The sequence below is a fragment of the Sinorhizobium medicae genome (genome assembly GCF_007827695.1).
Lineage (GTDB): Bacteria > Pseudomonadota > Alphaproteobacteria > Rhizobiales > Rhizobiaceae > Sinorhizobium > Sinorhizobium medicae.
The window spans coordinates 24732-30731 of the sequence record NZ_VITA01000033.1; the positions used below are offsets into that span (position 1 = coordinate 24732).

Sequence of the window (6000 nt, forward strand, 5' to 3'; positions counted from 1 at the left end):
GTCCAGAGGATCGCCGGCGCTGGCAACAACGACCCTCGCGTTCTCGTCCGGCAAGGCCCCCTGATAGCTCTGAAAACCGGAAACATTCAACATTAAGCCATCTCCTCTGGGGTCAGCCTTCGACGCCCAAACGGATTTAACTTTCCGGCCTAATCAACCCAAAATCGGTCGTGACACAAGTCTGCCGCGCCGCACTGTGGCGCTAGGCGCGAGCGACAACACCCATGCCGTCGATACCTAACCTTTGTTCCATTTTTTCGTGATGCCACCAGTCCGCGTAGATCCGCTTTCGCGAGCGAGGGATCTTCGCAGGAAGCATATTGACTTCTACCATCCTATCGGTCCGGAAATAACGATACGCCTCCCGAAGCTCGCACCACGCGGCGAGCACCCGGACGCGATCGAAGAATGCGATAACGATTGGCCAGATAACGCGCCACCCAGGCTCACGGTCCGCGGCGTGGTACAGTATTTCTACCTTGCGATTAGCCTTCATCGCACCTCGCAATTGGAGCAGCACGGGGCCGTCCTCCGGTAAGACCTCCGGCCCAGGCGCAAGTAAGGGGGCGGTCAAGAATTCAGAACGCTTTGCATCCGGCAAAATGGCAGCGATCTTGGCGACAACGTCGCGCGCTGTGGTATTGATTTCTATGTCTCCCCGCGCTCCGATCATGCGCAATCCCAGCATGACGATCTCCAACTCGTCCGTCGAAAACATCAGTGGTGGCAGATCGTAGCCATCCTGCAGCACGTACCCGACGCTCGGCTCGCCCAAAACCGGCACGCCGGATGCTTCCAACGCTGCGACATCGCGGTAAATCGTTCGCAAGGACACCTCCAGTTCCGACGCGATGGTGCGGCCACTGATCGGTCTGCGTTCGCGGCGCAGGATCTGTATGATCTGAAGTAGTCTGTCTGCTCTACGCATAACGTCCCTTTTGCTTCCCAATGAGATGGGCCGACCTCACGTCGTGGCCGTGCAACTAATCGATCGCTTACGGCATGCCTTATGCTGACACCATGGTGGCAGCATGTCTGTTGTAAAGATGCAGAAAATCGAACAGTAGGGAGTATTTTAGATGGAAATCACTCGGAGGGATGCGTTCAAAATGGCTTCGTCTGCTGCAATTCTTGGAGCTAGCGCGGCGGCAGCACACGATGCTGCCGCCAAAGCCGTCCCGCAGGGTGTCGATCTGGAGTTCGACCTCGGAATTCCTACGCAAGATACGGTCGAGAAGCTTTACGACACGATGGATTTTCAACGCGCAGTGCAGGGCTATCTCTGGGCGGTTCCGATCGTCGGAATGGAAGGTGCGCGCCGGATGCTTGTCGACAACGCCGAAGCCAGGAGCGGCGATCTTGTGCTTGTTGCCGGGTATAGGGACGTCAGTGCCATGCTCGGGTCGAATGTGACGACGCCCTATGTGTTCGCGTGGTTTGATCTTACAGAAGGACCGATTGTCATCGAATATCCCGAAGGCGCCACGGCCGGCTCCCTGATCGACTGGTGGGATCGTCCGCTCATTGATGTCGGCGTTTCGGGCCCAGATGGCGGCAAGGGAGCGAAATTCGTAGTGGTTGGTCCGGCGCATGAAGCGCCGGAAAATTCCCCGGCTGGCGCAAAACTGCTGCGTTCCCGCACCAACAAAGTCCTGTTGTTCTGCCGGGGACTCGATGGTGACCTCAAGACGGTCGAGGCTGTTTTCTCTAACACTCAGGTCTATCCGCTTGGCGCTACAGGGAGTGGAGTGGCCGCGTTTCTTAGATTCAAGACGGAGGGCGAGTTGACCAGCATGGCTCATCCTAAGGGCCTCGCATACTGGCAGTCGTTGATTCAGGCGCTGGATGGTGAGCAGATCGAGGATCGAGACCGCTTCTTTGCCGCTATGTTGAAGCCGCTCGGCGTCACCTATGGCGGATCGTTCTCGCCAAACGACCGGCAGACGGGGTTACTTCACAACGCCGCAATCCTCGGCGAAGCGATGGCGAAGGCCAGTGCTTTCAGCAAGCGCATTCCAGGGATGCGCTATAGGGACGATACGCACTGGGAATATTTGATCCCTCAGGACTTTGTCAACGAACAGGACGGACCGGATGGTACTCTGCTCGATCAACGGACGGCCTTCTTCTACGAGGTCACAGGCACTTCCGCCGCCGTTCTCACCAAGACACCCGGAACTGGCTCGGCATACCTCACCGCCTACAGTGATCCTGACGGACACGCTTTCGACGGCGCAAAGTCTTACCGGTTGCGCGTTCCAGCCAATGTACCCGCCAAGACCTTTTGGTCGATCACGCTCTACGACACCGAGACGCGCGGTCTCATTCAGAACAAGCAACAGATCGTGGATCGGTCCTCACGGCAAAATCTCAAGGTCCAAAACGACGGCTCGATTGAGATCGTTATGGGACCGCAGACTCCGGATGGCCTGGAGCAGAACTGGATACCGACAACGCCAGGTAAGGCTTGGTTTGTGTATTTCCGCTTGTTCGGTCCGCTAGAGCCATATTTCGACAAGTCGTGGCGCTTGCCTGACATTGAGAAGGCCATATAACGGTATTTCCAGAAACGGCTGCACTTCTCCTTAAGAGGGGTCAGTTTTGGTAGAGGCCGGTGAGAAGGATAAGCTGTCGCAAGGATCCCTTTGCGACGGCGCAACAGGCGCGTGTGCCTTCGGCGGAGGCCGCCTTGTGAACCGTCTTCGCCGTCGTGATCTTGCGCTCTGACGAGTGGACTAAAGAGCGGATAGAGCATTCATGGTACAGGCAGTTTTGCTGGAGAGCCAGAAAGACGTCGGCGATAGTCGGCGGATGAGCGTGCAGAAATTCGGGCCGGCGAAAGCCGTTGACATTCCGACTAACGGCGCGGTCGAAGGTCCGGCCTTCACCCAGTAAAAGCTGGGACGGCAGGCGTCGTTTGCCAGCGAGAATCAACGGGGAGCAAATATAGGCCTCTGGTACATACGCAGGACACAAATGTGCCTCGCGCACACCCGTTTCTGCTTAGTCCAGACCGAGCCTTTTGCGAAGTTCGGCATTTTCCCCTCGCAGCTTCTCCGCCAGTCGCTTGCGGAGCTTCTGGTTTTCCGCTTCCAGCTCGACAAGATCTGCCAACTCGTCGCCGGCTGGTAGGAACTCGGTGGCCTTATCCTCTTTTTGCGCGGAAATCTTCGCAGCACCTTTCCAATGATAGTAGGTTTGCTCTGATATGCCGGCGCTCTGTATGGCGTTCTTGAGGGTGTTGCCGTTTGGCCTTTAGGATGGCCTCGTCGCCGTTGTGGTAAGCGAACGCGATCTCGATTGCGCCGTCGTCGAGCAATTCGGCATGTCCGTCACCGGAGACTTCGTCCATTTCGTCGCATCCTGCCCATGTAAATGAGACCATGGACGTGCTGTAGCCGAGATCGAGTCCCGCTTGCATCGCACCGAAGGCGATCTCGCCTGACCGTTAGCCCCGATGGTGATCTTGGCGGGCTCGACCAGGTCGAGATAATCCCGATCCCACAGATCGGCCTCGACGATCCGCCAGCTGTCAATCAGGCGGCAATTCGACGCCACGCTCATGACAGCACCGCTATCAGCTTCGGTAGCCGCACCAGATCGTAGGCGGCGGCCGCGAAGGTGAAGGCCCATCCGACGCGGTCGCGGCCACGGAACTTCGTTTTGTCCTGCCCCGCGACGGTCTTGATCCAGCCGAACGCCTCCTCGATGCGCTTGCGGATGCGCAGGCTGACCGCATAGCCGGGATGACGCGTCGTGCGCCCATCAATGGCCGAGCGGCGACCATTGATGTTCTGCGCCACATGGGGCGTCACCTTCATCGACCGCAAATCGTGGACGAAGTCCTTTGTGTCATAGGCCTTGTCGGCACCCAGCGTGATCGCTCGTGTCCGCTCAGTAAAGGGCCCGATCATATGCAACGCCGCTACCCGTTCAGCATATCCGCTGGCCTCTGTCAGATAGGCATCGACCAGCAGGCCATGGCGGTTTTCCATCAGCCCATGCCCCATGAAGCACAGCTTGGCTTCCTTGCATTTTCCCTTCCTATAAAGCTTCGCATCGGGATCGGTCGTTGAAGCATGCGTCTCGTTGGAACGCCTTTCGCCATGAAAGTCTGCTTCCACATTCCGACCGCCGCCTCCGCCGGTGGCCCGCCATGATCGCCCCTTGGGCCGTCCTTCGGCTTGAAGCTCTTGATCGACGCCCAGGTTCCATCAAAAGCCGCTCGGAGCGGATCGAATAGAAGGCTTGCAAGAGCATGGCGCGCAGAAGCTTCTCAGGCGCGATCGATGGCCGCCCAATTGGCGAATAAAGCGCAGCGAACTCCCTTTCCAGTGAAACGAGCGCATCGTTCACCATCTGCCGAATTGCCCGTAGCGGATGATCTTTACGAACGCGATCCTCCAGATCGACATAGCTGAAGAGTTCGCCCGTCCTCACATCGCCGCCGCGCATGCATCACTCCAAAAACCGATAAAGCGAGTGAATCACGGCGAAAGCCTCAAGGCCAGTTTCTTTTTCAACAGCCTGCTCGAGTCGGTCAGCCTTAAGCTGAATCGCCTGGGGATTCCCTTTTTGCTGCGATTGTGATTCAAGATCATTGCTGGTGAGGAGGCCAGCAATGATGGCGCGACCTCTTTCTCTGGATTTACGCCAGGGCGTCGCCGACGCATTGGCCGGAGGCATGACGGTGCGGGCGGCCTCGTTGCGCTTTGGAATATCCGCGGCGACGGCGGATCGGCCAGCGCGAGCGGTCCGGCCGCGGTTTGGCGCCGGCCAAGATGGGTGGCCATGTCAAACCCATGCTGCGGGGCGCGGCGGCCGATGAGGTTCACCGCCGGCTGGCGGCCAAGCCTGATTGGACGGTGCGGGCGCTTGCCGCCGATCTGAAGGCGGCCGGGATCGATGTCTCTCATGACACCGTTTGGCGTTTCCTGCGCCGCGAAGGCAAGACATTTAAAAAAAACGCTGATCGCCAGCGAGCAGGACAGGCCGAAGGTGGCGCGCTTCCGAAGCCGCTGGAAGACCCATCAACATCGACTTGATCCGCGCCGCCTGGTGTTCGTCGACGAAACCTGGGTCAAGACCAACATGACGCGCACCCGCGGCTGGTGTCAGCGCGGCCAGCCGCTTTTCGCCAGAATACCGCATGGCCATTGGAAGACGCTGACCTTCCTCGCCGGACTGCGCCACGACCGCATCGTCGCGCCCTTCGTGCTCGATGGCCCGATCAACGGCCTTGCCTTCACCGCCTGGGTCGAGCAATGCCTGGCACCAACCCTCAATCCCGGCGATATCGTCATCCTCGACAATCTTGGCAGCCACAAGGGCAAGCCGGCACGCAACGCCATCCGCGATGCCGGCGCCCATCTGTTCTTCCTGCCGCCTTACAGCCCCGATCTCAATCCGATCGAGATGATGTTCGCCAAACTCAAGACCCTGCTGCGCAAAGCCGACGAGCGCAGCGTCGACGCGACATGGAGGCGCGTCGGCGAAGTCCTCAAAGCCTTCAGCCCGCACGAATGCGCCGCCTATCTCAGGCATGCTGGATATGTTTCAACATAAACCTGACAGACTCTAATAGACCTGTCGCCGGTCCGCTTTTCCTCATAGATCGAGCAGAGAAAACCAATCGTGGACGCTCAGTCCCGATCGTTCGAGCTGGGACGCCAGTGTCTTTGCTGGGTCACCGCTCCCGGCGCTGTAACTCGGAAGAGCCAGATTTTGGTCGCCCAATGGGAAAAGCGCGGCGTGGCGCTCCAACACCGCGACGGCGCCGATCTCTCCGCCCGCTGCAGAGGAATTGGCTCCTGGAGTGAAGTAGCCGCCGCGAGCATAGCCCAGACCATTCAAGCCGCTGCTTTCGAAAATCATGACATGGTCGCCCGCCTCGATGACATTATGGATCGAACATTCAAACCACGCGGCCACCTGCGCGAATATCGGACAGCCGTTCGGGGCTCTCGCCCAGTCGACAGCAGCGAAGCGATCTTCGGCGGG

Annotated in this window: 6 protein-coding genes and 3 pseudogenes; 3 read left to right on the forward strand and 6 right to left on the reverse strand. The window is 58.8% G+C overall.

Going from position 1 to position 6000, the window contains the following annotated elements; genetic code table 11:
- Positions 1 to 202: 202 nt before the first annotated feature.
- Entirely contained in the window at positions 203 to 928 is a 726-nt protein-coding gene (locus FB009_RS30455; RefSeq protein ID WP_011970758.1) for a helix-turn-helix transcriptional regulator, read from the reverse strand.
- Between the two features lie 181 nt (positions 929 to 1109).
- Between FB009_RS30455 and FB009_RS30460 the strand changes: the two genes are divergently transcribed.
- Positions 1110 to 2555: a DUF1254 domain-containing protein gene (locus FB009_RS30460; protein WP_029723281.1), complete on the forward strand. Its 1446-nt coding sequence runs from the start codon at positions 1110 to 1112 to the stop codon at positions 2553 to 2555.
- 202 nt (positions 2556 to 2757) lie between these two features.
- Complete coding sequence (locus FB009_RS30465; protein ID WP_011970760.1) at positions 2758 to 2895, forward strand: hypothetical protein; 138 nt, start codon at positions 2758 to 2760, stop codon at positions 2893 to 2895.
- A gap of 108 nt (positions 2896 to 3003) precedes the next feature.
- Here FB009_RS30465 and FB009_RS30470 read toward each other — a convergent pair.
- The 4 genes and pseudogenes from FB009_RS30470 to FB009_RS32945 all read right to left on the reverse strand — a co-directional run.
- Positions 3004 to 3246 (reverse strand): annotated as a pseudogene (locus tag FB009_RS30470) (transposase); the annotation flags it as partial.
- Positions 3146 to 3352, reverse strand: a complete 207-nt coding sequence (locus FB009_RS33495) for a hypothetical protein (RefSeq protein ID WP_234888312.1) — start codon at positions 3350 to 3352, stop codon at positions 3146 to 3148. The pseudogene FB009_RS30470 and the gene FB009_RS33495, both read right to left, overlap by 101 nt.
- Positions 3353 to 3560: 208 nt before the next feature.
- A pseudogene (locus tag FB009_RS30480) lies at positions 3561 to 4455 on the reverse strand (transposase).
- A 3-nt stretch (positions 4456 to 4458) separates the two neighbouring features.
- On the reverse strand, positions 4459 to 4686 hold the full coding sequence (locus FB009_RS32945; protein WP_101806763.1) for a hypothetical protein: 228 nt from the start codon (positions 4684 to 4686) through the stop codon (positions 4459 to 4461).
- Here FB009_RS32945 and FB009_RS30490 point away from each other — a divergent pair.
- Positions 4625 to 5565 (forward strand): annotated as a pseudogene (locus tag FB009_RS30490) (IS630 family transposase). The gene FB009_RS32945 and the pseudogene FB009_RS30490 sit on opposite strands and share 62 nt — an antisense overlap.
- 42 nt (positions 5566 to 5607) lie before the next feature.
- Here FB009_RS30490 and FB009_RS30495 read toward each other — a convergent pair.
- Positions 5608 to 6000, reverse strand: a 393-nt coding sequence (locus FB009_RS30495) for a flavin reductase family protein (RefSeq protein ID WP_186447693.1), incomplete at its 5' end; no start/stop codon positions are given.